The sequence below is a fragment of the Weissella confusa genome (genome assembly GCA_041871065.1).
Lineage (GTDB): Bacteria > Bacillota > Bacilli > Lactobacillales > Lactobacillaceae > Weissella > Weissella confusa_A.
The window spans coordinates 1,193,167-1,220,118 of the sequence record CP168942.1 but is presented as its reverse complement, the minus strand read 5'-3'; the positions used below and the strand labels follow the sequence as shown (position 1 = coordinate 1,220,118).

Annotated in this window: 25 protein-coding genes; 24 read left to right on the top strand and 1 reads right to left on the bottom strand. The window is 45.6% G+C overall.

Features of this window, described 5'->3' with window-relative positions:
• Positions 1 to 11 precede the first annotated feature (11 nt).
• The 23 genes from infB to ACAW68_05575 all read left to right on the top strand — a co-directional run bounded on the left by infB (position 12) and on the right by ACAW68_05575 (position 23,944).
• A complete protein-coding gene (gene infB / locus ACAW68_05685; GenBank protein ID XGA14987.1) occupies positions 12 to 2,285 on the top strand; it encodes a translation initiation factor IF-2 in 2,274 nt (757 codons plus the stop codon).
• A gap of 26 nt (positions 2,286 to 2,311) precedes the next feature.
• Positions 2,312 to 2,668, top strand: a complete 357-nt coding sequence (rbfA, locus tag ACAW68_05680) for a 30S ribosome-binding factor RbfA (protein ID XGA14986.1) — start codon at positions 2,312 to 2,314, stop codon at positions 2,666 to 2,668.
• 195 nt (positions 2,669 to 2,863) lie between these two features.
• Positions 2,864 to 3,775, top strand: a complete 912-nt coding sequence (gene truB / locus ACAW68_05675; GenBank protein ID XGA14985.1) for a tRNA pseudouridine(55) synthase TruB — start codon at positions 2,864 to 2,866, stop codon at positions 3,773 to 3,775.
• A gap of 130 nt (positions 3,776 to 3,905) precedes the next feature.
• A complete protein-coding gene (locus ACAW68_05670) occupies positions 3,906 to 5,126 on the top strand; it encodes an NAD(P)/FAD-dependent oxidoreductase (protein XGA17006.1) in 1,221 nt (406 codons plus the stop codon).
• Between the two features lie 144 nt (positions 5,127 to 5,270).
• Entirely contained in the window at positions 5,271 to 5,585 is a 315-nt protein-coding gene (locus tag ACAW68_05665; protein ID XGA14984.1) for a PTS sugar transporter subunit IIB, read from the top strand.
• Between the two features lie 91 nt (positions 5,586 to 5,676).
• Positions 5,677 to 6,822, top strand: coding sequence for a DNA/RNA non-specific endonuclease (locus tag ACAW68_05660; GenBank protein ID XGA14983.1), 1,146 nt, complete (start codon positions 5,677 to 5,679; stop codon positions 6,820 to 6,822).
• Between the two features lie 125 nt (positions 6,823 to 6,947).
• A complete protein-coding gene (gene ribF, locus ACAW68_05655; GenBank protein XGA14982.1) occupies positions 6,948 to 7,889 on the top strand; it encodes a riboflavin biosynthesis protein RibF in 942 nt (313 codons plus the stop codon).
• A 24-nt stretch (positions 7,890 to 7,913) separates the two neighbouring features.
• Positions 7,914 to 9,626, top strand: a complete 1,713-nt coding sequence (locus tag ACAW68_05650) for an NFACT RNA binding domain-containing protein (GenBank protein XGA14981.1) — start codon at positions 7,914 to 7,916, stop codon at positions 9,624 to 9,626.
• A 147-nt stretch (positions 9,627 to 9,773) separates the two neighbouring features.
• Positions 9,774 to 10,427, top strand: coding sequence for a copper homeostasis protein CutC (locus tag ACAW68_05645; protein ID XGA14980.1), 654 nt, complete (start codon positions 9,774 to 9,776; stop codon positions 10,425 to 10,427).
• 76 nt (positions 10,428 to 10,503) lie between these two features.
• Entirely contained in the window at positions 10,504 to 10,920 is a 417-nt protein-coding gene (locus tag ACAW68_05640) for a MarR family winged helix-turn-helix transcriptional regulator (protein XGA14979.1), read from the top strand.
• A 10-nt stretch (positions 10,921 to 10,930) separates the two neighbouring features.
• Entirely contained in the window at positions 10,931 to 12,226 is a 1,296-nt protein-coding gene (locus tag ACAW68_05635; protein XGA14978.1) for an alkaline phosphatase family protein, read from the top strand.
• 2 nt (positions 12,227 to 12,228) lie between these two features.
• On the top strand, positions 12,229 to 13,467 hold the full coding sequence (locus ACAW68_05630) for an MFS transporter (protein XGA14977.1): 1,239 nt from the start codon (positions 12,229 to 12,231) through the stop codon (positions 13,465 to 13,467).
• A gap of 17 nt (positions 13,468 to 13,484) precedes the next feature.
• Positions 13,485 to 14,351 carry a DegV family protein gene (locus ACAW68_05625; GenBank protein ID XGA14976.1) on the top strand — a complete coding sequence of 289 codons (867 nt, stop codon included), beginning with the start codon at positions 13,485 to 13,487 and terminating at the stop codon, positions 14,349 to 14,351.
• Between the two features lie 164 nt (positions 14,352 to 14,515).
• A complete protein-coding gene (locus ACAW68_05620; GenBank protein XGA14975.1) occupies positions 14,516 to 15,361 on the top strand; it encodes a DegV family protein in 846 nt (281 codons plus the stop codon).
• Between the two features lie 85 nt (positions 15,362 to 15,446).
• Positions 15,447 to 16,331, top strand: coding sequence for a GDSL-type esterase/lipase family protein (locus ACAW68_05615; protein ID XGA14974.1), 885 nt, complete (start codon positions 15,447 to 15,449; stop codon positions 16,329 to 16,331).
• Position 16,332: 1 nt separating this feature from the next.
• Positions 16,333 to 16,947 (top strand): YpmS family protein, encoded by a 615-nt coding sequence (locus ACAW68_05610; GenBank protein ID XGA14973.1) that lies wholly within the window; start codon positions 16,333 to 16,335, stop codon positions 16,945 to 16,947.
• The gene (locus ACAW68_05605) at positions 16,947 to 17,168 is read left to right on the top strand and encodes a YozE family protein (GenBank protein XGA14972.1); all 222 of its coding nucleotides are present in this window, start codon (positions 16,947 to 16,949) and stop codon (positions 17,166 to 17,168) included. The genes ACAW68_05610 and ACAW68_05605 overlap by 1 nt, the downstream gene beginning before the upstream one ends.
• A 45-nt stretch (positions 17,169 to 17,213) precedes the next feature.
• The gene (gene ylqF / locus ACAW68_05600) at positions 17,214 to 18,092 is read left to right on the top strand and encodes a ribosome biogenesis GTPase YlqF (GenBank protein ID XGA14971.1); all 879 of its coding nucleotides are present in this window, start codon (positions 17,214 to 17,216) and stop codon (positions 18,090 to 18,092) included.
• Entirely contained in the window at positions 18,079 to 18,843 is a 765-nt protein-coding gene (locus tag ACAW68_05595) for a ribonuclease HII (protein XGA14970.1), read from the top strand. Before ylqF ends, ACAW68_05595 begins: the two co-directional genes overlap by 14 nt.
• Before the next feature lie 48 nt (positions 18,844 to 18,891).
• The gene (gene dprA / locus ACAW68_05590) at positions 18,892 to 19,749 is read left to right on the top strand and encodes a DNA-processing protein DprA (GenBank protein XGA14969.1); all 858 of its coding nucleotides are present in this window, start codon (positions 18,892 to 18,894) and stop codon (positions 19,747 to 19,749) included.
• Positions 19,750 to 19,890: 141 nt separating this feature from the next.
• The gene (gene topA / locus ACAW68_05585; GenBank protein ID XGA14968.1) at positions 19,891 to 22,011 is read left to right on the top strand and encodes a type I DNA topoisomerase; all 2,121 of its coding nucleotides are present in this window, start codon (positions 19,891 to 19,893) and stop codon (positions 22,009 to 22,011) included.
• A 2-nt stretch (positions 22,012 to 22,013) separates the two neighbouring features.
• On the top strand, positions 22,014 to 22,934 hold the full coding sequence (gene xerC / locus ACAW68_05580) for a tyrosine recombinase XerC (GenBank protein XGA14967.1): 921 nt from the start codon (positions 22,014 to 22,016) through the stop codon (positions 22,932 to 22,934).
• A gap of 128 nt (positions 22,935 to 23,062) precedes the next feature.
• Positions 23,063 to 23,944, top strand: coding sequence for an aldose 1-epimerase family protein (locus tag ACAW68_05575; GenBank protein ID XGA14966.1), 882 nt, complete (start codon positions 23,063 to 23,065; stop codon positions 23,942 to 23,944).
• 120 nt (positions 23,945 to 24,064) lie between these two features.
• Here the strand turns inward: ACAW68_05575 and plsY are convergent, their stop codons facing one another.
• Positions 24,065 to 24,694, bottom strand: a complete 630-nt coding sequence (plsY, locus tag ACAW68_05570; protein XGA14965.1) for a glycerol-3-phosphate 1-O-acyltransferase PlsY — start codon at positions 24,692 to 24,694, stop codon at positions 24,065 to 24,067.
• Between the two features lie 225 nt (positions 24,695 to 24,919).
• Here plsY and parE point away from each other — a divergent pair, with 225 nt between their 5' ends.
• Positions 24,920 to 26,941 carry a DNA topoisomerase IV subunit B gene (gene parE, locus ACAW68_05565; protein XGA14964.1) on the top strand — a complete coding sequence of 674 codons (2,022 nt, stop codon included), beginning with the start codon at positions 24,920 to 24,922 and terminating at the stop codon, positions 26,939 to 26,941.
• Positions 26,942 to 26,952: the final 11 nt, after the last annotated feature.

Genomic DNA, 26,952 nt, shown 5'->3' with positions numbered 1-26,952 from the left:
GAGGATGACACATGACCAAGCGCATTTACGAATTGGCGAAGGAATTGAATGTTTCATCAAAGGACTTGGTGTCAGCAGCTGAAAAGGCTGGTATGGACGTTAAGAACCACATGTCAACGATTGACGATAACGCTGTGAAGACGTTGACGAACGCTGTAAAGCCAGCTGCTAAGCCAGCGCCAAAGGCCGAAAAGAAGGCTGAGGCACCTAAGAAGCCTGCGCAAAACGCGCAAGCTGCTCCTAAGGCTGCACAAAACAACGGTGGTAACAACCAAAGCCGTAACAACAACCAAGGTAACCAAAACCGTTCAAACAACAACGGTAACGGTAACCAAGGCGGTAACCGTAACAACAATAACAACCGCAATAACAACCGCAACAACAACCGCGGTGGTAACAACAACGGTCGCCCTAACAACAACTGGAACGGTAACAACCGCAACAACAAGAAGGGTAAGAAGGGGCCAGGACGTAACCGTAACAACGAGAACCGTCCAGCACCTACTGTACGTAAGGACCAACCATTGCCAGAGACTTTGGTTTACTCAGTTGGTATGAACGTACAAGATATCGCTAAGTTGATTCACCGTGATGCAACGGAAATCATCAAGAAGTTGTTCATGTTGGGTGTGATGGTTAACCAAAACCAATCATTGGATGCTGACACAATCGAAATCTTGGCTGCCGATTACGGTATTGAAGCTGAGCAAAAGGTTGAAGTCGACATCGCCGACATCGACAAGTTCTTCGAAGAAGAGCAAGAGAACACTGAAAACTTGGCACCACGCGCCCCAGTCGTTACGATCATGGGACACGTTGACCACGGTAAGACGACCTTGCTTGACTACTTGCGTAACTCACACGTTACGGAAGGCGAAGCTGGTGGAATCACGCAACACATCGGTGCTTACCAAGTTAAGACTGATGAAGGTCGTGTGATTACGTTCTTGGACACGCCTGGACACGCGGCCTTTACGGCAATGCGTGCGCGTGGAGCTGATATCACTGATATCACGATCTTGGTTGTGGCTGCCGATGACGGTGTTATGCCACAAACAATCGAAGCTATTAACCACGCCAAGGCTGCTGGAACGCCAATCATCGTTGCGGTTAACAAGATTGATAAGCCTGGTGCAAACCCAGAAAACGTTATCAACCAATTGATGCAATACGAGTTGATTCCAGAAGAGTACGGTGGTGACACTATCTTCGTTAACATCTCAGCCAAGTTTGGACAAAACATCGACGAATTGTTGGAGATGATCTTGTTGACGGCTGATGTGATGGACTTGCAAGCTAACCCTGACCAACGTGCCGCTGGTTCAGTTATCGAAGCTCGTTTGGACAAGGGTCGTGGAACGATTGCTACGGTCTTGGTTCAACAAGGAACGATGCGCGTTGGTGACCCAATTGTTGTGGGTAACACTTACGGACGTGTTCGTACGATGACGAACGACCGCGGTCGTCGTGTTAAGGAAGCCGTTCCTTCAACACCAGTTGAAATTACTGGTTTGAACGATGTGCCATCAGCTGGTGACCGTTTCGTTGTCTTTGAAGACGAAAAGACGGCTCGTGCTGCTGGTGAAGAGCGTGCAAAGCGTGCTTTGATCGCCGAGCGTAACCGTAACAACGTCGTTTCAGTTTCAGACTTGTTCAACAAGATGGCTGAAAAGCAAATGAAGTCAGTGCCTGTTATCATCAAGGCCGACGTGCAAGGTTCTGTTGAAGCTTTGGCTGGTTCATTCCGTAAGATCGACGTTGATGGTGTTAAGGTTGATATCTTGCACACGGCCGTTGGTGCGATTAACGAATCTGACGTAACGTTGGCTGAAGCATCTGGTGCTATCATCATCGGATTTAACGTTCGTCCTACGCCACAAGCTAAGCAACAAGCTGATGCTGACAAGGTTGATATTCGTTTGCACAACGTTATCTATAACGCTATCGACGAAATCGAAGCTGCTATGAAGGGTCAATTGGATCCAGAATTCCGCGAAGAAATCGTTGGTACGGCTGACGTTCGTGAATTGTTCAAGGTTTCAAAGATCGGTACGATCGTTGGTGGAATGGTAACGTCAGGAAAGATTACGCGTAACTCATCAGTTCGTTTGATCCGTGATGGTATCGTTATCTACGATGGTAAGTTGGCTTCATTGCGTCGCTTTAAGGATGACGTTAAGGAAGTTAAGAACGGTTACGACTTCGGTTTGACGATTGAAAACTACAACGACGAGAAGATTGGTGACGTTATCGAAGCCTACGAAATGGTTGAGATTCCTCGCTAATTCCCTCAGGAAATGGAGAGCTAAGAATGGCACAACAAAATTTCCGTGTTGGACGTCTTGAACAAGAAATCCAACGTGAAGTGAACGATTTGTTGCTTAAGCGCATCCGCGACCCACGTGTTGAAGGTGTGACGGTTACTGGTGTTGAAGTTACCGGTGACTTGCAACAAGCAAAGATTTACTACAGTGTCTTGTCTGAATTGGCATCTGTTAATCAAAAGGCAGCTGCTGGTTTGGAAGCTGCAACTGGCTTGATTCGTAAGGAATTGGGTTCACGTTTGCAAATCTACAAGACGCCAGAATTGAAGTTCGTTAAGGACGAATCTGTCCAATATGGTAACAAGATTGATGATTTGATTCGTCAATTGCACCAAAACGACTAATATTTAGAGAATGGCGACCTGTGATGGGTCGCTATTTTCATACATAAAGCAGACTGGGAATGTCGGAGGTCTTAGACCTCCGACGTGACCAAGTCGCCCTTATCAGGTGCGTCTTTGGTCTTACTCCTGACTGAAGTCAGGTGTTTTAGACCAACAGCTGCTGTGATAGACTAAATGAGAATTGAGGACTGAATCATGGATGGTATTTTGCCAGTTTACAAAGAGACGGGAATGACGTCACACGATGTGGTGTTTAAGCTCCGCAAGATTTTGCACATGAAGAAGATTGGACACGCGGGTACACTTGACCCCTCTGTAGACGGTGTTTTGCCAGTCGCCTTGGGAAAGGCAACGAAGACGATCGAATTTTTGCAAGAATCAGGCAAAATCTATACAGGTGAAGTGACGTTTGGTTTTGCGACAACGACAGAAGACTTGGACGGGGAAGTGGTTGAATCACAACCGTTGACGCGTCCGTTCACCGATGAAGAAATTGCTGATGCAATGGCCAAGCTAACTGGTGACATTATTCAAATTCCACCAATGTTTTCAGCAGTTAAAGTGAATGGTAAGCGCCTTTATGAGTACGCACGTGCCGGTGAAACGGTTGAACGACCAGAACGCCATGCGACAATCTATCGTTTTGAGCGTACGTCTGATACGACATCTGATGCCGAGACCGGGACACAAAAGTTTACGTTTGTAGCTGAGGTCTCAAAGGGAACGTATATCCGCACGTTGGCTGTTGATTTGGGAAAGACGTTGGGTGTTCCAGCCGTTATGAGTCAATTGACGCGTCAAAAGGCGGGTGGCTACGACTTGTCACAAGCCCACAGTTTGGCCCACATCCAAGCGATGATGGACGAAACTGGTAATGTAGATGCTTGGTTACAACCATTGGGTAGCGCGGTTGCTCATTATCCACATGTGGCAATCACTGATGAACAATGGGCAAAGGTAAAGAATGGTATCGGATTGCCAAAGAATGTGCATGAACCGGTTGATGAGAAGATTGTGATTACCCACGATGGTGATGTGAAATCAGTCTTTGAGTGGCATGAAGATAAGGGTCAATACCGCCCATTCCGAACATTTTCAATTGAATAATCTTTTAACGAGTCGACGTAATTGCGTTTGACTCGTTTTTTTACGTTGTATAAGGGCTCATGTTAAAAATATTCATATTTAGCCAGTATTCTACATGTAAGAATAATTGATATTATTGGGGGATAATATGATGGAAAAGACTAAAGTTGTCATTTTGGGGGCCGGTTATGCTGGCTTGATGGCGTTACGTCATTTGCAAAAGCGTGGCGACGCCTCATTTTTGGAGATTACGCTAGTTGATCGCAACCCATACCACTACGAAGCAACTGACTTGCATGAAGTTGCAGCGGGTGCGTTAGATGCTGATCGAATTACGTATCCGATTGACCATGTGGTTGATGATAAGATGACGTATTTTGTACAAGACACGGTGACAAAGATTGATAAGCAAGCACGTCGCGTTGAATTGGCCAACCACGAAGCATTGTCATATGACTATTTGATTGTAGGATTGGGATTCGAGTCAGAGGACTTCGGTATTCCAGGTGTACAAGAAAACGCATTGGCAATGGATTCAGTTGAATCAGCGCAACGTATTTATCAACATATCGAAGACGAGATGCACGCATACCGTGAAGACAATGATCCACGTCACCTGCACATCGTAGTAGCTGGGGCCGGCTTTACGGGTGTTGAGTTGTTGGGGGCATTGTCTGAGCAACGCGAGAAGTATGCTGAAATCGCGGGGGCGGCACCAAATCAAATCCAAATTATGGCGGTTGACGGTGCACAACGCCCATTGAGTGTCTTCTCAGAAAAGTTGGTTAACTACGGTATTGACGTTTTGCGTGGCCGTGGCGCAGTGATTGAGTCTGGAAAGGGCATTGATTCCGTTGAACCAGGCGTGTTGAAGTACTCAGACCGTCAAACAGGCGTGCCAGGTGAAGTGGTCGCTGGCACGATTATCTGGACGACTGGTGTCCGTGGTTCACACGTGATGGCTGATTCAGGTTACACGGGCAAGCGAAACCGTAATTCAGTGAACCGTTACTTGCAAGATCCGGAAGATAGTCATGTTTACTTGGTTGGTGACGTCGCCGCAGCGATTGATCCAGAGAGTGAGCAACTTTTGCCAACGACGGCCCAATTGGCCTTGGTTATGGGTGAAATTGCAGCTAAGAATGTTATCGCGGACATTACTGATTACGAGTTGACTGAGTTTAGCTACAAGTCATTGGGAACGGTTTGCTCAATTGGTAATACCAGTGCAATCGGTGTGGTCGGCACTGATCATGAGGTGAAGGGATACCCGGCTTCAATGTTGAAGAAGGTTATCATGAACAAGTCATTGATGGAAACTGGTGGTATGAAGGAAGTGCTATCGAAGGGTCGCTTCGATTTGTATCACTAATAAACAAGAAAGAACTAACTTTGGCAACGGGGTTAGTTCTTTTTGTTTGCTTATTAATTGTGCGTGATTTACAATTTAATTAATGAGAGCGCTATCATTTTAGCGCAGTAATATAAGAGAAGATAAGAATTTGGGGTAATGATTATGACGAAGCATATTGTGTTGGTTGATGCGGCCGGAATGTCAATTTCAATGTTGGCAAATAAGATGAATGATGCAGCTGAAAAAGATGGCTTGGACGTTGCCACGGTAGGCGTGGCAGACATGGCCGCTCGTGACCAAATCGCAAAGGATCAACCAATCGTAATTATGATTGCACCACAAGTAAAGTACATGCATGCCCGTTATGAAGAAGAGTACGGGGCTGACTATCCAGTTGTGGACATCAACATGATGGATTATGGCATGATGAAGGGTGAGGCAATTTTGCAAGCTGCTTTGGCTGCCGAACGTAGCTAAGTAAAAATATGACCATTTTATGAACGTCTGCATTTAGCAGACGTTTTTCTGTATACTTATCTTATGCAAAAATGCATAAGGAGTAAGGTATATGGGTAAGAAATTAAAGGTAGCAGGAATTGTTATCTTGGCACTGATGGGTATCAGTGCGCTTAGTGGTGGTTCAGACAAGTCGGATTCGGCTGATACAACAACGTCTTCGTCGGTGACATCACATAAAGTGGTGAAAAAGTCTTCTTCGAAGTCTTCATCTGAAACCGCATCATCTGCATCATCGTCATCAGAAAAGTCATCTTCAGTGGCGAGTTCAACGAGCAGCTCTGAAGCAAGTAATGCAACCAAGGGATTGGCGAAGGCTGATGATCATGGCCTAACGGGCGCGGTGCAACAGCCATTGGCGTATGCGACATCACGTCAAATGGTGATGCAACCGCTTGATCATTTGCACCGAGCAGTTGATAGTCACATTCAATTGTCGAATGATGAAGAACCAACTGCAAAGCGTGCGCCAAGTTTGTCATATGACCCGGTTGGTTGGCACAACTACAAGATGTACTATGGTGATGGTTCAAAGAGTGCTTGGTTAATGGCCCGTGGTCACTTGGTTGGTTACCAATTTTCAGGGTTGAATGATGAACCACGTAATTTGGTACCAGGGACGGCTTGTATGAATTCAGGGAACTATTCTGGTATGGACCAAGGTAATTCGGATAGCATGTTGTACTATGAGAACCAACTAGATAACTGGTTGGCCTTGCACCCAAATTATCGTTTGGATTATCAAGTAACCCCTTTGTATTCAGGGGATGAATTGTTGCCGCGTGAAGTACGTTTGGCATACGTGGGCTACGATCAAAATGGGCAAACCATTGAAATTCGCTTTGGTTCACAACATGAGACAAGCGGAAACGGTGGTGCAACAGTCGTTTATCTGGCTAACGTGAGCCCAAATGCAACGATTGACTACGCAACTGGTATGGCAACTGGTACGGTCGAAAAGGCTGCTGCTCCAGTCGCCGCTGCACCGGTTGAATCAACGCAACCTGCGACACAACCAGCCACTCAGCCAGAAGCAGGGCAGGGCGACCGCGTTGTTTATGTGACTGGTGGTGGTTCAAGCAAGGTTTACTGGTATGGGACTGACCGCATGCCATCAAGTACGAATATGAATAATGTCGTGCAGATGACGGAAAATGAAGCGATTCAAGCAGGTAAGCGTCACAGTATGACGGAATAATAAATAAACGCTCATTCATTTATAAATCGCGTTAAATCAAGACTATTACTGACTAAACCCCGCCTAGTGCGGGGTTTTATGGTATGATAAGGGCATTGAAATTTTTGGATGTGAGGGCAGTTGAAATGGAAGTTATAACATTACATCACCCATTTGATAATGAGAAAATCGCTGATGAGCCAGTTGTGTTGGCAATGGGATTTTTTGATGGCGTTCATGCTGGTCACCGTGCGGTTATCAACCGCGCACAAGGTGAAGCACAACGTCGTGGGGTGAAGTTGGCTGTGCTGACTTATGATCAACATGCGTCGATCGTGTTTAAGACACATGATGCCCCACTCACTTATTTGACAACTTTGCCACGTAAGCTTGAGTTGTTGGCGTCGCTTGGTGTCGACATTGCTTATGTTGTGAACTTTACGTCAGCACTAGCTAAGGTTGCGCCACAAGATTTTGTTGATCAATACATGGTTGGGTTGCATGCCCAAGCAGTTGTAGCTGGGTTCGACCACACTTATGGGGCTCGTGATGCCGCAGCTGATATGGCGCATCTACCTGCTTATGCGCAAAACCGTTTTGATGTCATTGAAGTGGCACGTGTTGATGTTGATGGTGAAGAAGGCGCTTCAACGCGTGCACGTCAATTGGTCGATGCAGGCCGTGTGGACGAACTGAATGATTTGTTGACGCAACCATATGAAACAACGGGTGTCGTGGTTCACGGTGAAGCACGTGGTCGTGAGATGGGTTATCCAACTGCGAATATTGAAACGACACCTGGCGAGCGATTGCCTGGCGTTGGTGTTTATACCGTTGAGCTACAAGTTGGTGAGCGATGGTATGGTGGTATGGCATCAATTGGTTACAACGTCACGTTTGGTGAGAATCGTCCTAAGACTGTTGAAATTAACTTGTTTGATTTTGCATCTGAAATCTATGGTGAACATGTTAAGGTTCGTTGGCACCACTACATTCGTGGTGAAATGAAGTTTGATGGCATGGATGGACTAATCGCTAAGCTAGCAGATGACGAAACTGTCTCACGTCGCTTTTTAGCAGAACGTTAATCGAAAAAAGAAAGGGGACAAATCATGTCTTTTGATGGTCTCTTTACGCACGCAATGGTGCGAGAGTTGAATGAAACATTGGCTGGTGGTCGCATTATGAAGATTCACCAACCATATCCCAATGAAATTTTCTTGGTGATTCGTAATAATCGTACGAATTATCCAGTGCTATTGAGTGCGCACCCTTCATTTGCGCGTGCTCAAATTTCACGTATTAAGTACACGAATCCGCAAACAGCCCCCAACTTCGCGATGATGTTGCGTAAGCACTTGGAAGGCGCACAATTGTTGCGCGTTGAACAAGTCGCAAACGACCGCATGATTAAGTTCACCACATCAGGCCGTAACGAATTGGGTGATGAAGAGAAGACGTCTTTGATTCTTGAAATGATGGGCCGTCACTCAAACTTGTTCTTGATCGATGATCCAACCCAACGCATTTTGGATTTGATTAAGCACGTGCCAGCGGATCAAAACCGTGTGCGCACGCTGATGCCTGGTGGTACGTATGTGATGCCACCAAAGCAAGATGTTGTGAACCCATATGAAACGTTGGATGGGTTAGCAAACTTGATTTTGGACAACCCCGACGTGGCTGATTTGGCCAAGGGAATCCAACACACTTTCCAAGGATTCGCCCGCGACTCAGCTATGGAATTGGCTACTGTGCTACAACAAGAAGGCGATGCCATGAAGTTGGCGCAAGACTGGTTTGCTCGCTTTGACAAGCCAGCGCCACGTTTGATTTCAACTGATAAGGGCGTTGATTTTGCACCGTTTGATTGGCTGACACTGGCCGGGAATGTGGTGGAATACCCTACGCTTAGTGAAATGTTGGATGGTTACTTTGCTGAGAAGTCAGAGCGTGATCGTGTGCAACAACAAGCAGCGGTTGTTTTGCGTGTTGTTCGTAACGAATTGAAGAAGAACAAGACCAAGATTAAGAAGCAACAAGCTGAATTGGACGCAGCGGACAACGCTGATGAATTCAAGATCAAGGGTGAGTTGTTGACGACATATATGCACCAAATTGAGCGTGGCATGACGTCAATTGAGTTGCCTAACTATTACGATGACAACAAGCCTTTGAAGATTGCGTTGTCTAACCAAATCGGTCCATCTCAGAATGCCCAAAAGTACTTTACACGTTACAACAAGTTGAAGACGTCTGTTAAGTACCTAAATGAGCAAATTGCCATGGCACAAGAAGAAGTGGATTACTTTGAGAACTTGTTGGCCCAAATCGATATTGCATCGCCAAAGGATATTGAAGAAATTCGCCAAGAATTGATTCAAGAAGGCTACATGCGTGTGCAAAGCAAGAAGAAGCAGAAGCCACAAGTCAGTCAACCTGAGAAGTTTTATGCTACGGATGGTACGTTGATTGAAGTTGGTAAGAACAACTTGCAAAATGAACGTTTGTCAATGAAGACAGCCGCTAAGTCTGATATTTGGTTGCACACGAAGGATATTCCTGGTTCTCACGTTATTATTCACGATGCTGAACCTTCTGAGGAAACGTTGCTTGAAGGCGCAATGTTGGCGGCCTACTTCTCAAAGGCCCGCGATTCAGCAAATGTACCGGTCGATTACTTGCCAGTTCGTCGTTTGCGTAAGCCAAATGGTTCAAAGCCTGGATTTGTTATTTTTGAAGGTCAAACAACGATGGCGGTGACGCCTGACTTTGCGATGGTTCAAAAGCTACGTCAAAACAAGCCAGTGCAAGCTCAAAATTAACAATAGTTAATAATAAAAGGCCGGATTCGCCGAAATCCGGCCTTTTATTGTGTCCTAAACATTAAGGGTCTCTTAATCAAGAATACAACTCTGTAATCATTGTCCCATTTTTAGTAAAATGGGAATTAGAATACAGGAGGGTGCGTCATGATTAAAGAAATTGCTTTAGCTGATTTGGACACAATGCGTGCAGCAATCGCCGCTGGTGTAAATCGCGTTGAATTGAATAGTCGTTTAGACTTAGGTGGCCTTACACCAGATGATGAGACAGTTGCGACAGCCGTTAAATTGGCCCAGGATGCTAACGTTGACTTAGTTGTCATGGTTCGTCCACGTGGCGGCGATTTTGATTATTCAGACGCCGAGATTAACACGATGCGCGAGTCACTGATTCATTTCCGGGCTTTGGGTGTCAAAATGGTGACATTTGGGGTTGTTGATCAAGAAAAGCGTTTGGCTCGTGACCGTATGGTGAAACTACTTGAGGCTGCTCTGCCAATGCAGGTGGTTTACCACATGGCGTTTGACGATATTAAGCCAGAGTGCCAGCCGCAAGCACTGCGCTGGTTGGCGAATTATGGCGTTGTACGCGTTTTGACGCACGGCGGTGATTTAGCGCAACCGATTACCGAAACGGTTGGGCATTTGAAGGACACCATCGCGCATGCGCCAGCTGGATTGACGATTTTACCGGGTGGTGGGGTGACGTTCGAAAACGCAACTTGGTTGGCAGACGAGTTGCATGTGTCTGAATTACACGGCTCAAAGATTGTTTCCTTAGTCGCGACAACCACTTTGTAAACGTAAGTGCAGGCTTTTTGTCCCACATGTGTAATACAAAAAGCGTATAATTAGTTAGTTAAATCAGGAGGCCGGCATGAAAACTGTCTTAGAAGCGTTACGCGATACCGAAAAACAATATAAATCCATTTTAACGAGAATCACGAAGGAACAAGGCGTTACCATTGCAGAATGGCAATTGTTGAACCATGTTTCTGAGGGGTTCGATACCCAAGATAAGCTTTCTGAGGAAACTGGCTTGGATAATTCAACATTGTCTCGTCAATTGAGCTCATTGTTGAAAAAGGAATTGGTATCAAATATTGCGGTGGGCCGTGATCGACGCCAATTGATTTATGAATTAACGCTTAAGGGGAGCGATGTGTTGACGGCTGTCAACCAACAACACACCCATTATGAGGAAACGATTTTTAAGTTGTGGTCTGCTGAAGAAAAAAGCATGGCTCGCATCCTATTGAATCGTTTGGAAAACTCATTAAGTAAGCAAATGTAGGAGGAAGAGCATGGCGAAGCATGCAGTTGTTATTTCTTTGGACGCACTTGGAAGCGCGGATTTGGCCGCACGATTGCAATTTTTGCCAAACATTGCAAGTTTAATCGCAGATGGTACGTGGGTTAAGGAAGTTAAGGGCGTTTATCCGTCAATTACCTATCCTTCCCACACATCAATCATCACGGGGACTTACCCAAAGTCGCACGGTGTGGTTAATGCGACGCTCATGCAACCAGAACGTGAATCACCAGATTGGTTCTGGTACGCAAAGCACATTAAGGTGCCAACGGTGTATGATTTGGCTCGTGAAGCCGGCATGACAACCGCTGCCTTTTTGTGGCCCGTAACGGCCGGCGCTAAGATTAACTGGAATATTGCTGAAATTTTCCCAAATCGTATTTGGACGAACCAATATACGACGTCACTACGCGCCAGTTCACCGTTGTTCTTGTTGCAAATGGATCGTAAGTTTGGACACTTGCGTAAGGGCATCCAGCAACCAGAACTAGACAATTTCATTACGGCAGCAGCAGTTGATACCATCAAGACAAAGAAGCCAAATTTGACGTTGATTCACTTGGTGGACATGGATTCACACCGTCACCGCTATGGTGTTCGCACACAACAAGCATGGGATGCTTTGGCCCGTTTGGACCAACACGTTGGTGATTTGATTCAAGCGACGAAGGATGCTGGCATTTTTGAAGACACGGACTTCATGGTTTTGGGTGACCACTACCAAATGAACGTGGCAAAGATGATTCACTTGAACATGTTGTTTGCTGATCGTGGTTGGCTTCGTGCAACGCACAATGGTCGTGTAGCTCGTAACTGGCAAGTGCTTGCTAAGCACACAGACGGTGCAACGTACGTGTACTTGAAGGATGCGAGTCTTTTGCAACAAGTGCAAAAGATGGTTAGTGAAGTCGAAGGTGTTAAGGCGGTTTACGATCACAGCGAACTCGTTGAGTTTGGGGCCGATCCGGAAGCATCTTTGATGGTGGAAGCAGAAAAGGGCTACTACTTCACCGACGAAACGCGTCGACCAGCAGTGGTTGAAGAAGTGACAAACGAGATGCTGGAACGTGGTGAAGTTGACCGTTACAAGGGAACTCACGGCTACCACCCAGACAATGAGGATTACACGACGACTCTTATTTTGAACGGACCTGACATTAAGGCTGGTCAAGAATTGGCGTTGGATATTGATTTAACGTCAGAGGGACCAACGATGGCTAAGTTGCTTGGCTTACAATTTAATACGCCAACTGCTGGTCATGTGATCGACGAGGCGTTTAAGGAGTAAGAATGAAGAAGCTTTTTAATAAAACTGAGTGGAGCTGGATTTTTTATGATTGGGCGAACTCAGCGTACGGCATCATCGTTGTAACGGCAGTGCTACCAATTTGGTTGACGTCAGTTGCAGCGAATGGTGGCATTTCAGCGACCCACGCAACCGCTTATTGGGGGTATGCCAATTCAGTTGCAACGCTTGCGGCAGCCGTTTTAGCGCCAATTTTGGGTGCTTTGGCTGATTTCCAAGGCATGAAGGGACGTTTGTTTTATATATTTACGGCATTGGGGATTGTCGGCACACTCGGCTTAGCAGCCGTGCCAGCTGACAATCTTTTCTTATTGTTAGCAGTCTTTGTGTTATCATTTGTTGGGTACTCATCTGCTAATGTTTTTTATGACAGTTACATCACAGATATCACGACACCAGATCGGATGGATCGTGTTAGTTCTGCTGGTTATGGATTTGGGTACTTGGGAGGTCTTGTGCCGCTCATTATCTATATGATTGGACGTGGCTTCCTATCAGCGCACGGCGTTGTTATTTTTGCGTTTGTGTTGTCAGCTATTTGGTGGTTCGTGTTTACCGTGCCATTCGTTAAGAATGTGCGCCAGGTTTATGCTTTGCCAGCAAATGACCACCCGGTTCGAGCAGCCGTTCGACGTTTGGGTGAAACCATTCGTGATTTGCGCCATTATCCTGTTTTGTCAGGATTCCTTTTGGCTTATTTCTTCTACATTGACGGGGTGAACACCATTTTCACAATGGCGTCTTCATTCGCGTTGGCAATTGGCATTCCAAGCAGTCAACTAATTGTTGTCTTGTTGGCGGTGCAACTAATTGCCTTTCCATTTTCAATTGTGTACGGCTGGTTAGCCGATCGCTTTGGTAATCGTAATATTTTGATTATGGGGATGCTGATTTATATCGGTATTACATTATTTGCAATTTTTATTAATCACCCTAATCAATTTTGGTTGCTAGCGTTTGGTGTCGGCTCATCACAAGGTGGGATGCAAGCCTTGTCACGTTCGCACTTAGGACAAATTATTCCTAAAGAACGTAGTAGTGAGTTTTTTGGGTTCTTTAATATCTTTGGAAAGTTTTCAGCGATTATTGGACCAGCTATTTTCGGAATTGTGTCACAGGTGACGGGACGCGTGCAATTTGCCGCTGGCGCACTGTCAGTTCTGTTCGTGATTGGCTTGATTATTTTTGTGCGTTTGCCAAAGAACATTACAACTAACAATTAATTTGAGAGGATTTTGAGATGAAAATTGCGATTGTAACGGATTCAACGGCTTATCTAAGTCGAGATGAAGTGGTTGCGCTAGACATTAAGGTGATGCCAATTCCGGTTATTATCGACGGCACAGTCTACCGCGAAGGGGTTGATTTGACCACTTCTGAATTTTATGAAAAGTTGGCTACGTCAGAGACGTTCCCTTCAACGTCACAACCGGCTGTTGGGGAATGGATTACATTGTTTGAGTCGTTGAAGGCGGATGGTTACGATGGTGCAATCGTCGTTAACTTGGCTTCAACGATCTCAGGAACCGTTAACACGGTTGCTGGCTTGGCTGATGCTGTAGATGACTTTACGGTTTACGGCTATGATTCAAAGATTACCGTACGTTTGATGGGTCACTTGGTTATGAAGGCAGCGCAAATGGCGCAAGCTGGAGCTGAGCCTGCTGACATCATTGCGACGATGGACGAGTTGCAACAAACGATGGACGAATACTTCATTGTGGATGATTTGCAAAACTTGGTACGCGGTGGTCGTTTGTCAAACGCATCAGCGATCATCGGAACAATGTTTAAGGTCAAGCCTATTTTGACATTTGATAATGAGTCAAACTACATTGTGCCATTCGAAAAGGTGCGCTCAATGAAGAAGGCCATGGCGCGTGCGGAAGAGTTGTTCGATCAAGAGCGTGCAAACTCTAAGTATCCATTGCGTGCAATGGTTATTCACGCGAATGCTGAAGAAGCAGGAGCTGCTTGGCGTGAAGATTTGCAACAACGCCACCCAGATATGCCAATTGAATTGACGTACTTTGGCCCAGTTATCGGAACTCACTTGGGTGCAGGTGCCTTGGCTTTGGCTTGGATTCGCGAACCGGATTCACTATAAACAATATTTTTTGAGGGCAGTTGTCATTGGTGGCAGCTGCCTTTAGCATCTAGTACACAATACTAGATAACATGTTGTGCCACTTGAGTATCTTGAATTATCGGCATGATAATGAGATAATATAGGCACATTAAATTATTTACAAAAAACGGGGAATTAAAAACATGGCCCAAGTTAAAATTGTCACTGACTCAACAGCAATGTTGACGCCTGAAGAAGTTGCACAATACGATGTTAAGGTAGTTCCTTTGGGAATTATGATTGATGGCACGGTCTACCAAGATGGTGTGACATTGTCACCGGTTGAATTCATGGATAAGATGGCGGCAGCCGAGAATTTGCCACAAACATCACAACCTTCATTGGGTGTGTTTACAGAAGTCTACGAGTCATTGGTTGGCGATGATGTTCAAATCATTTCAATTCATTTGACGAAGGGCTTGTCAGGTACTGCTGATGCAGCCCGACAAGCAGCGATGATGGTTGAAGGTGACATTACTGTCCTTGATTCAGACTTTATCGATCGCGCGCTTGGCTTCCAAGTACTAGCGGCTGCTAAGATGGCTGCTGAGGGGGCCTCAAAGGAAGATATTCTTGCAGAAATCAAGCGGGTGCACGACAATACACAATTGTATTTGACGGTGTCAAACCTTGATAACCTAGTTGCGGGTGGTCGCTTGTCAAAGACGGCCGGCTTCATCGCTGGTGTTTTGAACATCAAGATCGGTGCGCACATCGAACAAGGTAATATCAATGTTGAAGTTAAGGGGCGTGGCGCTAAGTCAACGCGAGCCTACTTGAAGAGCATTGTTGAGCAAATGCAAGCTGCACCAAACGGTATCGAAGCAATTGGTATTTCTCACGCTGGTATTCCAGTTGAGGCACAAGAATTGGCTGATAAGGTTAATGAAATCTTCCCAGACATTAAGATTGTTGTGCAACAAACGTCACCAACTGTGTCAACGCACACCGGCGCTGGCGCAATTGGTTTCAGTTACCAAGTGAAGTAGTAAAAAATTAGCGTTTCGTCCCCGGGCGGAACGCTTTTTCTATGGTAAAATAGTAAGTCGAAGCTTTGTTAAGGAGGTGAGCAGTGTGCAACGCAAATTTAAAACGATGGTCGCAACACTTTTAGTGGCGACTGGTTTTGGAACTTTGAGTGCCAGCGTGCCAGCTTATGCTGCTAACAAGCAAACGGTTAAATTGGTCGCCGTTGGTGATTCCTTAACGGAGGGTGTGGGTGATACCACTAAGCAACAAGGATACACAAAGCGAACAGCAAAATTATTGACTGACAAGTACGATGTGAAAGTTAAGACCGCCAATTATGGTAAGGCGGGTGATCGTTCGGATCAAATTTTGAAGCGCGTTAAAAAGAATAAAAAGGCTGTATCAGATATTAAATCCGCAGATGTGTTGGTGATGACGGTTGGCGGTAACGACTTACAACAAACCCTGTTTAAAGCGATTTTCGCGAAGTCTGAACGGGACGTTACGGACAAGGTGACGGCCAGTATGCCAGATTACACCGAAAATTTAACGAAACTCATCAACTATCTTGAAAAGAAGAATCCTGATGCGCCGATATTCTTGTTTGGCAATTACAACACGTTATATGTTTATTTGGCTAACCGTTCGGACTTGAACGATGATGTCAAAATTTATAATGGCATCAATGCCAATCTTGCATCGGCTGATGATCGTGTTTATTATGTGTCAACGTTTAATACGCTGACGTACGGTCAATATCAAACATCAGCAGCTCGTCAAAAGCTGGCTGCTGAGGCTGAAAAGGCCAACCGTGGCTCACTCAATAATGAGATGGTTACGGATACGCTGAATGGTAAAAGCGATAAAGAGTTGAATGATTACATTACGACGCTTGATCACTATCACCCTAACGATAAGGGGTATGACAAAATGAGTGCGCTGCTAGTAAAGCGCATGGCAAAGCACACTGAAGATTGGTTGGAGAAGTAACATGGAACCACGTAAAGTGACACGTTTTGGCGTGGTAATGCCATCTCGTGAACGTGTTCAAGGCATCATTACCGGAATCGGAATCACGTTGGTCGCATTGGTCGCGCTTGTGATTGTGTTGATTCTATTACCTCAGGATCGCACTGAAGTAACGGATACTAAGCCGCAAATTGGCCAAGCGTCATTTACGGTTGCGGTAGATCGCAAAGAACTCAATGCGATTGTTGAACAGTATTTGAATAACGACCCGGCTTTGAAGGACAAATTCCGTTTTGAGATGACAAAGTCAGGTATGATGGTGTATGGTACGTACAAGCTCCTAGGCCAGAACGTTGATTTTGGGATGAAGATGGTGCCTGAAGTTACCAAGAACGGTGGTATTCTGCTCCACGCGAAGTCAGTGGCAGTTGGTCAACTACCATTGCCTGTGAAGTATGTTATGGGTTATCTTGGTAACATGGTCGATTTGCCAAAGTGGTTAACCATCGACACATCAGAACAAACGATTTTGATTGATCTCGGAAAAACGCCGAAAGTGCAGGGAATGCGCGTGAAAGCGGTGACGATTGATCCGGCTAAGGACAAGTTTTTATTCCGTGGAGGATATAGCAAATAATGCGACGCCCATTTTTTTCGTGGTTGATGACCCAACGCAATCCAATGACTTTTGACGAAGTTCAGACGTTTGCGAATGCGGCCTTCTACGACCAACAATTTCCTAAGCAAGCGGAAGATTTTGATGAATTATCACGTTACTTAGAAGAAAACGCGTCTTACCTACACAGCATGTCAGTTTTTGACGAAGCGTGGACGCGTTACTTAGCATCAGAAGATTAAGACGGTTTCGGCCGTCATACATAAGCACCCGAAAGGAAGAACATTATGGCTCAAATTATTCAATGGTTCCCTGGTCACATGGCTAAAGCCTTCCGCCTAATGCGCGAAAATTTAAAGTATGTTGATATTGTGTTTGAATTGGTTGATGCTCGCATCCCAGTTTCATCACGTAACCCAGAACTAGATGAGGTCTTGGGTCAAAAGCCTCGTTTGTTGGTTATGACAAAGACTGACTTGGCTGATCCAGAACGTACGAAGGCTTGGAAGAAGTACTTCGAAGCTCAGGGGATGGAAGTTGTGGCGTTGGATACGCGTGGCCACAAGACGCCCCAAATTATGACGAAGGCTGCCCGCAAGGTGTTAGCTGACAAGTGGGCTGCCCTAGAAGAAAAGGGTGTTAAGGACAAGCCAATCCGTGCGTTGGTTGCTGGTATTCCAAACGTTGGTAAGTCAACGCTTTTGAATCACTTGGTGACGAAGAATGTTGCCATCACCGGTGACCGTCCAGGTGTGACGAAAAAGTTGCAATGGTTGAAGACGCCAACGAACTTGGAGCTATTGGACACGCCTGGTGTGCTTTGGCCGAAGTTTGAGGACCAACGTGTTGGTGAGCACTTGGCGATGACTGGTGCCATTAAGGATCAATTGATTAACCAAGATGACATTGCCTTGGCAACGTTGAAGTTTATGCGCGAGTATAACCCAGCTGCCATTATTGCCCGTTACCACTTGCCAGAAGATGCCTGGGAGAACAATACAGACGTTGAGTTGTTGTTGCTTATCACGCAAAAGCTTGGATTTAAGGATGACTACGATCGTGCATCAGAGCGTTTGTTGATTGATTTGCGTCGCGGCAAGCTGGGTGAATACACGGTTGAAATGCCTGAGGACAACATCGGAGTTGTACAAGATGACCAAGCCTGAGACAATCGCAGCCATTAAGGTGGCGTTGCAAGGCGATGTCGCACCAGAACAGTTGACTATTTGGCGCGCGGATGAGCGTGCTGGTGTCCAGAAACTGTTAGTGAGTTACGATAAGCGATTGGCTAAACAAGCGGCACAAGCGCAGGCTTTTTCAGAACGCCTAACATTTGAGCGAGATGCCTGGCAGAATGGCCTTGTTTTGGCGGGTGTTGATGAAGTCGGCCGTGGTCCTTTAGCTGGTCCCGTGGTTGCAGCAGCTGCCGTCATTGATGACTCGTTTGACCTGATTGCAGTGCATGATTCAAAGCAACTGTCTGAAAAGGCGCGTTTGGCACTTGATCAAGACATCAAGGATAAAGTGGTTGCGTATGCCTTTGGGGTTGTTGATGCTGAACAAATCGACGAAATCAACATCTATGAGGCGTCACGTGTGGCGATGAAGCAGGCAATCGAAAACTTGTCGGTACAAGTTGATGGCTTACTGATTGATGCGATGACGGTTGATTTGCCACTGCCCCAAGAAAAGTTAATCAAAGGGGATGACCGCAGTATTTCAATCGGGGCGGCTTCTATTCTTGCGAAGAATTTTCGTGATGAATTGATGGCAGCTTATGCGATTGATTATCCGGGCTACGGCTTTGAACATAACGCTGGCTACGGAACCGCTGAACATTTGGCTGGTTTGGAAATGAATGGCGTGACACCTATTCACCGCAAAACATTTGCGCCAGTTAAAAATTATTTGGATTAAAATTGGAAAAATCACGTTGTTTCAGCTCTTTCTTACTAGGAGGATGCTATGAAACAACGTGATTTTTTATTATGGTTATTGCTGGTCCCTGGTGTTGGAATTGTTGGCAGAACACATATTTGGCAATATATGCTTGCACATGGCGTAAATGAACTTTCGATAAACGAGGTACACCAATTAGCAGGTGTTCCGGCGCAGCAACGTGCGAGCAGTCGTGCTTTTTGCCAATCGGAAGTAGCCAGGGAACAATTTGAAAAGCTTAAAATGATGGATTATGTCACGATTGCTGACGATGATTATCCAACCTGGTTAGCGGAAATTAATTGTCCGCCAGTGGTGTTGTTTTACAAAGGGAATCTTTTGTTTGCGCGTTATCCAGGCGTCGCGATTGTCGGCACTCGCGAAATGTCGACGTATGGGGAACAAATTGTTAAAGGGTTTGTGCCGACATTCGTTGAAGCAGGGATTATAACGATATCTGGTTTAGCAAGCGGTATTGATGAAGCCGTTCATCGCGAAACGTTAGCTCATCACGGCGCGACGGTCGGTGTTATTGGGACAGGACTTGATGTTGCGTATCCGCGTCGCCGGGATAGTTTACAAAGCCAGGTGGCTGACGCTGGCGTTGTTGTGTCGGAATATTTGCCGTGGGTCGGACCGGCTAAACATCAATTTCCGGAACGTAATCGCATTATTGCCGGACTGTGTGCGGCATGCTTAGTAGTGGAAGCCAAAAATCGTTCGGGTTCTTTAATCACGGCTAATCAGGCGTTGGCTGCAAATCGGGATATTTATGCAGTGCCAGGTCGAATCGATACGACACTTTCTAGTGGGACAAATGCCTTAATCTCTGCCGGCGCAATACCTGCATTATCCCCGGCAGATATCATCCGAAATTCCTTCTGAATTTGTTAAATGGTGCACATACGAAACGGTTGTTATTTGTCAAAGTCTAGACTGGTAGTGTATAGTACATTATTGTTAAAGCATAATACTTACTATATATAGTAGAAAACAGAAAAATCTAAAAGAAAGAGGTCCACGCACATGGCAGAAACAACTGAAAAGAAGCCAGCAAAGAAGCGTGCGACGGCTTCAAAGACCAAGTCTAAGGCTAAGCCAAAGAAGAACCTAGTTATCGTTGAGTCACCATCAAAGGCCAAGACGATTGAAAAGTACTTGGGAAGTTCTTATAAGGTCGTTGCAAGTATTGGTCACATCCGCGACTTGCCCAAGTCAACGATGGGTGTCGATATTGAAAATAATTATGAACCTAAATACATCAACATCCGCGGTAAAGGGGATGTGATTAAGGGTTTGAAGAAAGAAGCTAAGGCAGCTAAGCACGTTTACCTCGCATCCGACCCGGATCGTGAAGGAGAAGCAATTGCTTGGCACTTGTCACATATTCTTGACTTGGACTTAGACGCCGGCGAAAACCGTGTTGTCTTCAATGAAATTACCAAGGATGCCGTTAAGGATGCCTTTAAGCAACCACGTAAGATCAACATGGATTTGGTTGATGCGCAACAAGCACGTCGTGTCCTTGATCGTTTGGTAGGTTACTCAATCTCACCAATCTTGTGGAAGAAGGTTAAGAAGGGGTTGTCAGCTGGACGTGTGCAATCAGTCGCATTGGGATTGGTTATTGCGCGTGAGAACGAAATTCAAGCCTTCCAACCAGATGAATACTGGACGTTGGATTCAGAATTCAAGAAGGATAAGACCAAGTTTAAGGCGGTCTTTTACGGCGTTGATGGTAAGAAGACGGAGTTGCCGGATAACGATGCGGTTCAAGAAGTGATGAAGCGCCTTGATCAAAAGGGTGACTTTGATATCACAAAGGTTGAAGCGAAGGAACGTAAGCGTAACCCACAACCAGCCTTCACAACGTCAACGATGCAACAGACGGCGAATACGCAATTGAACTTCCGTACGCGTAAGACGATGATGGCTGCGCAACAGTTGTACGAAGGTATCAACTTGGGCGGTAAAGAAGGTAGTGTTGGACTGATTACGTATATGCGTACTGATTCAACGCGTATTTCTGAAATCGCTAAGGCGGACGCTTCAACGTTCATCCATGAAGAATATGGTGCCGAGTATGCGGCAACAAAGCCAGTCCAAGGTAAGCAACAAGAAGGTGCTCAAGACGCCCACGAAGCCATTCGTCCAACGTCTGTCTTCCGTACGCCAGCTTCAATCAAGGATAAGTTGACGAATGATCAATTTAAGTTGTATCAATTGATTTGGTCACGTTTTGTGGCTAGTCAAATGACTCCGGAAATCTTGGACACGATGGCTGTCACGATTGAACAAAACGGGGTAATGTTCCGTGCTAATGGTTCAAAGACTAAGTTTGCTGGATTTACCAAGGCTTATCCAGCAGCTAAGGAAAAGGACAACAAGTTACCTGAATTAGCAGTTGGCGATTTGGTACAAATGGCAAAGACATCACCTGAACAACACTTTACGCAACCGCCTGCTCGTTATACCGAAGCTGCTTTGGTTAAGGCGCTGGAAGAAAATGGTGTTGGTCGTCCATCAACGTATGCTGCTACAATTGAGACGATTCAAAAGCGTGGTTACGTGCGTATTGATGCGAAGAAGTTCGTGCCAACTGAATTGGGTGAGTTAGTCCAAAACACGGTGCAAGAATTCTTCCCGGATGTCACGAACATCAAGTTTACCGCCCAAGTCGAAACCGATTTGGATAACGTTGAAAACGGTAAGGAAAACTGGGTGAAGGTCATCGATGACTTCTTCAAGCCATTCTCACAAGAGCTTGAAAAGGCTGAAGTGGAGATGGAAAAGATTGTCTTGAAGGACCGCTTGGCTGGCTTTAACTGTGATGTCTGTGGTGCACCGATGCTTGAAAAGATGGGACGCTATGGTAAGTTCTACGCTTGTTCACGCTTCCCTGATTGCCGTAACACGCAAACGATTGTTGAAGAAATCGGTCTTGGTTGCCCTAAGTGTGGTATCGGACAAATTGTTGAACGCAAGACCAAGCGTGGTCGTACGTTCTACGGTTGCTCACGTTACCCAGATTGTGATTTCGTATCATGGGACAAGCCAACTGAAAAGACGCGTGCCGATGGTACAACGCCAAAGGATGACGAAGAAGTTTCAGATAAGGCTGAGAAGCAAGAAACTGAGAAGGCATAAGGATGGCAGATACGGCGAAATTAACCGGGTTGTTTTTGGACTACTTACGTGTTGAACGCCAGTATTCAGATGACACCCAAAAGGCTTACCGGTCAGATATTAACGAGTTTGAACGCTTCTTAATAGAGACTGGCGATCAGGAAACGGTTGATATTACAGCCGTTGATCAATATGATGTGCGTGTTTACTTATCAGCCCTTTATGAAAAAGGGGATGTGAGTCGGACAATTGCCCGCAAAGTGAGCTCGTTACGTGCCTTTTATCAGTTCTTGGAACGCAATGAATTTGTGACCAGTAATCCATTTGCTGGTGTGCAACTGAAAAAAGCAGGACGGCATTTGCCACGGTACTTTTACGAAAAAGAGTTAAACAAGCTGTTTGAAGTGGTGATGGGAGATACAAGTCTCCTGGGATTACGTAATCGGCTGTTGCTGGAAATTTTGTATGGTACCGGGGCGCGTGTTTCCGAAGTTGCAGGTTTAACGTTGGGGATGATTGACCAACAGGCGCGCATCATTACTATCACTGGTAAGGGAAATAAGACGCGTATTGTGCCATACGGTCAGTATGCAGCTGATGCATTGGCGGTTTACTTAACTGATGCGCGACCAGCATTGCTGGCAAAGTCCGACACGGTTCACGACCGGCTATTCGTCAACCAACGAGGTCAAGCATTGACGACGAGCGGGATTGAGTATATTCTTAAGCAGCTCGCCAAAAAGGCGGGACTGACGCAGGTTGTGTCGGCGCACATGTTCCGGCATACGTTTGCCACTGATTTATTGAATAATGGTGCTGATTTACGTACCGTGCAACAATTGCTCGGCCACAGTAGTCTCAGCACGACCCAAATATATACCCACGTTACAACAGATGCCTTGCAGAAAAGTTATCGTGACTTTTTCCCACGTGCAACTGAGTAACTGAATTAGAGGCTTGCGCAAGCGGGCCTCTTTTTTTGCATACAAAATTCATGGTTCTTGAATAGAAATGCATGCTTATATTTGTTATAATTGAAATATTGGAAAACGCTTACAGGAGGCACAGTGGCATGTCAGTCAAGTTAGAGAATGATAATATTACGGTCGTTATTTCAGAAATGGGAGCTGAATTAACGAGTGTTACGAACAAGGAAAGCGGTTTGGAATACATGTGGACGGCCGATCCTAATTTCTGGGGTCGTCACGCACCTAATTTGTTCCCGGTCGTTGGCCGCCTTCGTGGTGATCGTTACAAGTATCGTGATAAGACTTACTTCATGGCGCAACACGGATTTGCCCGTGATAATGAATTCGATTTGGTTGAAAAGACGGCCACGACAGCTCGCTTCCGTTTGGTTGATAATGAAGAGTCATTTTCAATTTACCCATTCCACTTCCAATTTGACGTTTTGTATCGTCTCACTGAGCAAGATACGCTTGGTATTGCGTATGTTGTGACGAACACGGATACGCATGACATCTACTTCTCAGTTGGTGGACACCCAGGCTTCCGTGCACCGCTTGAAGAAGGCGAGAAGTTTACGGACTACTACATCAATGTTGAACCACAACGCAAGTATCAACGTGCCAAGTTGGTTGGCCCATATTTGGACAACAACTTGGAATCAACGTTTGATTCACGCATTCCATTGCGTTTGCGTCGTGATGACTACAAGGACGACGCGATTATTTTGCGTTTGGATCAAAATCCCGTTTCAATTGTTTTGGCAAAGTTGAACGAGTCGCATGGTGTGACGATGCACATTCAAAATGCTAAGTATGTGGGCATTTGGACACCATATGCCAAGGAAGCACCGTTTGTGGCAATCGAGCCATGGTGGGGTATTGCTGACACAGTTGATGCCGACGGTGAGTTGCGTCACAAGTTTGGTATTAATACACTTGCACCAGCCCAAACATTTACGGGTTCATATTCACTAACATTTTTCTAATCAGCAATTTATTTAGTCTTGCTACATGGTGGCAAGGCTTTTTATTATAGTGTTGACACAGGGTGCATAATAAAAAACACGACTACGAATTGTAGCCGTGTTTCAAATGCATAATTGAAGTTAGTTTTTTGATTGGCTGCGCCAGTAACCAAGACCCCAGTGCACCATTGATTCAGTACCGTTTTTAATGCGGACAATGTTCTCGCGGTGACGGTAGAACACAAAAATCGTCAAAGCAAATGCAATGATTGATAGCAGCCAGTCATGCAACCAAAAGGTTGATAGTAGCGTTACCAGTGTGAAACCAATCATTGAAGCCATTGATACCATGCTTGTTAGCAAGATGACCGTTAGGAAAATCGCAAAGGCAATCACGAACATAGTAGGGTTATACATCAACAGCACACCCATTGAGGTTGCGACGGCCTTGCCCCCCTTAAAGCCAATCCACATTGAGAATGTGTGACCAAGAATGGCTCCAAGACCGACCACCATCACTGTCCAAGCGGGCGCTGGACCCCAGATGTAAGCCATTAGGGCACCAACAGAACCCTTGAAGATATCAAGTAATAGCACGGCAATGCCGGCACGGGTACCCAATACACGGAATGTATTGGTTGTGCCGATGTTTCCTGAGCCCAGCTTTAGGATGTTCTTTTTATAGAACAACATGCCAATCCAGTAACCGAATGGCATTGATCCAAAAAAGTAGGCCAGCAAAAAACTTATGACAAAATGAAAAATCGTCAAGATAAATACTCCTTATAAAATAGTATTAAATAGAATAATTGCTATCTGTTTCAAATAACAGAACAGTTAATATATTACCACGATTGAAACACCTGTTACCTTTAAATTTATTTAACACTATTGCAACGAGAGCCTTTGTTGGGCTATTATGAAGAACGGAACGCTTTGAAAAAGAAATTTTTCACGTAAGACGACAGATTAAAAAAAGCAAGAAGGGAAGCGTCCATGGCAAACAAGAATACTTATTCGGATGATTCCATTACAGTCCTTGAAGGATTGGAGGCGGTTCGCAAGCGACCAGGAATGTACATCGGTTCAACTGATGGCAAAGGCTTGCACCACTTGGTTTATGAAATTTTTGACAACGCAGTCGACGAAGCATTGGCTGGGTTTGGTGATGAAATTAATGTGACGATTCACGCGGACAACGCAATCACCGTTGTCGATCACGGTCGTGGTATGCCGGTCGGGATGCACGCTTCAGGAAAGCCAACCCCCGAAGTTATCTTGACGGTGCTTCACGCTGGTGGAAAGTTTGGTCAAGGTGGCTACAAGACGTCTGGTGGTTTGCACGGTGTTGGATCATCAGTTGTTAACGCCTTGTCAACGAGTTTAACGGTTACGATTGTCCGTGACGGTCAAAAGTACCAAGAGCACTTTATTAACGGTGGTCACCCAGATGGTACGTTGAACAAGCTTGGTAAGACGAAGGAATCAAATGGTACGACGGTGACGTTTAAGCCAGATCCTGCGATTTTCTCAACGACAATTTATAACTTTGATGTTTTGGCCGAGCGTTTGCGTGAATCAGCCTTTTTGTTGCGTGATGTTAAGATTACGTTGACTGATGAACGTGCTGGTCAAGAACGTTCAGAAGAATACCACTATCCAGAGGGTATTAAGGCATTTGTTAGTTACTTGAACGAAGATAAAGACACATTAGGCGACATCATGTACTTTGATGGTTTTGCCCAAGGTGTCGAGGTTGAAGTGGCTGCCCAATACAACGACGGTTACTCAGAAACAACTATGTCATTTGTTAACAACGTTCGTACACCAGATGGTGGAACCCACGAAGCTGGTTTGCGTTCAGCATGGACGAAGGCGTTCAATGAGTACGCCCGCAAGGTTAACTTGTTGAAGGATAAGGACAAGAATCTAGAAGGTTCTGACGTTCGTGAAGGCCTTTCAGCAGTTATTTCATTGCGTATTCCTGAAGAATTGTTGCAATTCGAAGGTCAAACCAAGGATAAGTTGGGAACGCCTGAAGCTCGTTCAATCGTTGATAGCGTTGTGTCTGAACAACTTGGCTTCTACTTGATGGAAAATGGTGAATTCTCACAAAGTTTGATTCGTAAGGCCTTGCGTGCCCGTGAGGCCCGTGAAGCTGCCCGTAAGGCTCGTGAAGAAGCCCGTTCAGGTAAGAAGAAGGGGAAGACGGAACGTTTGCTATCAGGTAAGCTAACGCCGGCCCAATCTAAGAACGCCGCACAAAACGAATTGTTCCTGGTTGAGGGTGACTCAGCCGGTGGTTCGGCTAAGCAAGGTCGTGACCGTAAGTTCCAAGCCATCCTACCATTGCGTGGTAAGGTTTTGAACACGGAGAAGGCTAAGCTAGCTGACATCATGAAGAACGAAGAAATCTCAACCATTATCTACACGATTGGTGCTGGAGTTGGTCCTGAGTTTAATGTCGATGACGCCAACTACGATAAGGTTATTATCATGACCGACGCGGACGACGATGGTGCTCACATTCAAACGTTGTTGTTGACGTTCTTCTACAAGTACATGCGCCCATTGATTGACGCTGGTAAGGTTTATATTGCTTTGCCACCGCTATACATGTTGCGTAAGGGGACTGGTAAGAAGCAATCAATCGAGTACGCTTGGACCGATTCACAATTGGCCGAAGCTGAAAAGAAGATTGGTCGTGGCTACACATTGCAACGATTCAAGGGTCTTGGTGAAATGAACGCTGAGCAACTTTGGGCAACGACAATGGATCCCGCGCAACGTACCCTAATTCGTGTCACGATTGACGACGCCATGTTGGCTGAAAAGCGCGTGACGACGTTGATGGGTGATAAGGTTGAACCACGTCGTAAGTGGATTGAGGCTAACGTAGCCTTTACCTTGGCTGAAGAAGGTAACACTTTGCTTGAAGAAGATCCAGAAGTTGCTGAACCAGCAACCGAGGCAGAAGATGATTTTGTTGCGCCAGTCATTGAAACTTGGCAAGACTAGAAGGGATTTGA

What these genes read in the sequence shown, in the direction of transcription:
- infB (XGA14987.1), top strand. Translation starts at nt 12, where the DNA reads ATGACCAAGCGCATTTACGAATTGGCGAAGGAATTGAATGTTTCATCA.
- rbfA (XGA14986.1), top strand. Translation starts at nt 2,312, where the DNA reads ATGGCACAACAAAATTTCCGTGTTGGACGTCTTGAACAAGAAATCCAA.
- truB (XGA14985.1), top strand. Translation starts at nt 2,864, where the DNA reads ATGGATGGTATTTTGCCAGTTTACAAAGAGACGGGAATGACGTCACAC.
- ACAW68_05670 (XGA17006.1), top strand. Translation starts at nt 3,906, where the DNA reads ATGGAAAAGACTAAAGTTGTCATTTTGGGGGCCGGTTATGCTGGCTTG.
- ACAW68_05665 (XGA14984.1), top strand. Translation starts at nt 5,271, where the DNA reads ATGACGAAGCATATTGTGTTGGTTGATGCGGCCGGAATGTCAATTTCA.
- ACAW68_05660 (XGA14983.1), top strand. Translation starts at nt 5,677, where the DNA reads ATGGGTAAGAAATTAAAGGTAGCAGGAATTGTTATCTTGGCACTGATG.
- ribF (XGA14982.1), top strand. Translation starts at nt 6,948, where the DNA reads ATGGAAGTTATAACATTACATCACCCATTTGATAATGAGAAAATCGCT.
- ACAW68_05650 (XGA14981.1), top strand. Translation starts at nt 7,914, where the DNA reads ATGTCTTTTGATGGTCTCTTTACGCACGCAATGGTGCGAGAGTTGAAT.
- ACAW68_05645 (XGA14980.1), top strand. Translation starts at nt 9,774, where the DNA reads ATGATTAAAGAAATTGCTTTAGCTGATTTGGACACAATGCGTGCAGCA.
- ACAW68_05640 (XGA14979.1), top strand. Translation starts at nt 10,504, where the DNA reads ATGAAAACTGTCTTAGAAGCGTTACGCGATACCGAAAAACAATATAAA.
- ACAW68_05635 (XGA14978.1), top strand. Translation starts at nt 10,931, where the DNA reads ATGGCGAAGCATGCAGTTGTTATTTCTTTGGACGCACTTGGAAGCGCG.
- ACAW68_05630 (XGA14977.1), top strand. Translation starts at nt 12,229, where the DNA reads ATGAAGAAGCTTTTTAATAAAACTGAGTGGAGCTGGATTTTTTATGAT.
- ACAW68_05625 (XGA14976.1), top strand. Translation starts at nt 13,485, where the DNA reads ATGAAAATTGCGATTGTAACGGATTCAACGGCTTATCTAAGTCGAGAT.
- ACAW68_05620 (XGA14975.1), top strand. Translation starts at nt 14,516, where the DNA reads ATGGCCCAAGTTAAAATTGTCACTGACTCAACAGCAATGTTGACGCCT.
- ACAW68_05610 (XGA14973.1), top strand. Translation starts at nt 16,333, where the DNA reads ATGGAACCACGTAAAGTGACACGTTTTGGCGTGGTAATGCCATCTCGT.
- ACAW68_05605 (XGA14972.1), top strand. Translation starts at nt 16,947, where the DNA reads ATGCGACGCCCATTTTTTTCGTGGTTGATGACCCAACGCAATCCAATG.
- ylqF (XGA14971.1), top strand. Translation starts at nt 17,214, where the DNA reads ATGGCTCAAATTATTCAATGGTTCCCTGGTCACATGGCTAAAGCCTTC.
- ACAW68_05595 (XGA14970.1), top strand. Translation starts at nt 18,079, where the DNA reads ATGACCAAGCCTGAGACAATCGCAGCCATTAAGGTGGCGTTGCAAGGC.
- dprA (XGA14969.1), top strand. Translation starts at nt 18,892, where the DNA reads ATGAAACAACGTGATTTTTTATTATGGTTATTGCTGGTCCCTGGTGTT.
- topA (XGA14968.1), top strand. Translation starts at nt 19,891, where the DNA reads ATGGCAGAAACAACTGAAAAGAAGCCAGCAAAGAAGCGTGCGACGGCT.
- xerC (XGA14967.1), top strand. Translation starts at nt 22,014, where the DNA reads ATGGCAGATACGGCGAAATTAACCGGGTTGTTTTTGGACTACTTACGT.
- ACAW68_05575 (XGA14966.1), top strand. Translation starts at nt 23,063, where the DNA reads ATGTCAGTCAAGTTAGAGAATGATAATATTACGGTCGTTATTTCAGAA.
- parE (XGA14964.1), top strand. Translation starts at nt 24,920, where the DNA reads ATGGCAAACAAGAATACTTATTCGGATGATTCCATTACAGTCCTTGAA.